Below are 597 nucleotides of genomic sequence, written 5' to 3' on the forward strand. Positions count from 1 at the left end.
AACACGTTCGGCCAAGGAAGGTTGAGCGCTCGCTTGCCGCTCAATGGCAAGAGCTTGGGAGGCAGTATGCATTTGGGCCTGGCGCGCGCGCAGCTGCTTCCCCGCAGCGATGGATACCGCCGCTTCACTGGGTCACCAATTGACGCGCTGGTCTACCTCGTCGGGTTGAGCTGCCAGATCCCAATCCGGCTCGCCTTGCGCACCATCATCCACCGGCGCGTCGCAGCCCTCCCACAGCGGTGGCCCGCGTGCCGGGGTGATGTGCGGGGGGGCAGACTCCACCCCGATGTGGTTCAGGATGTGGCGGATTTCGGCGCTGTGGGTGATGAAGGCAATGATGCGCATCTGCCCACCGCACATGGGGCACAGCAGCGGAAATGCCTCGTAGATGCGGGCAATCAGCACCGCCCACAAGTAATGCGCCGCTCGCTTCGGGCGTGCTTCAGGTTCGGGTGTGGGTGTGGCCGCGTTGCCCGGCGCCGCCACCCCAGGTACGCCCGCGCCAGGTTGTGCAGTCTCCACCGTGGCTGGTTGCGACGCAGCAGGCTGAGCCAGCGCCGTTACCGCCGCTCTCAGCGGCGAGTTTGGTGCCAGCAC

The 597-nt window shown here is 66.3% G+C and carries 1 pseudogene; it reads right to left on the reverse strand.

The features are described 5' to 3' along the window. Positions 1-132: 132 nt before the first annotated feature. A pseudogene (locus tag OX89_RS17855) lies at positions 133-597 on the reverse strand (IS91 family transposase); the annotation flags it as partial.

It is taken from the genome of Diaphorobacter sp. J5-51 (genome assembly GCF_001023515.1).
Classification (GTDB): Bacteria; Pseudomonadota; Gammaproteobacteria; order Burkholderiales; family Burkholderiaceae_C; genus Diaphorobacter; species Diaphorobacter nitroreducens.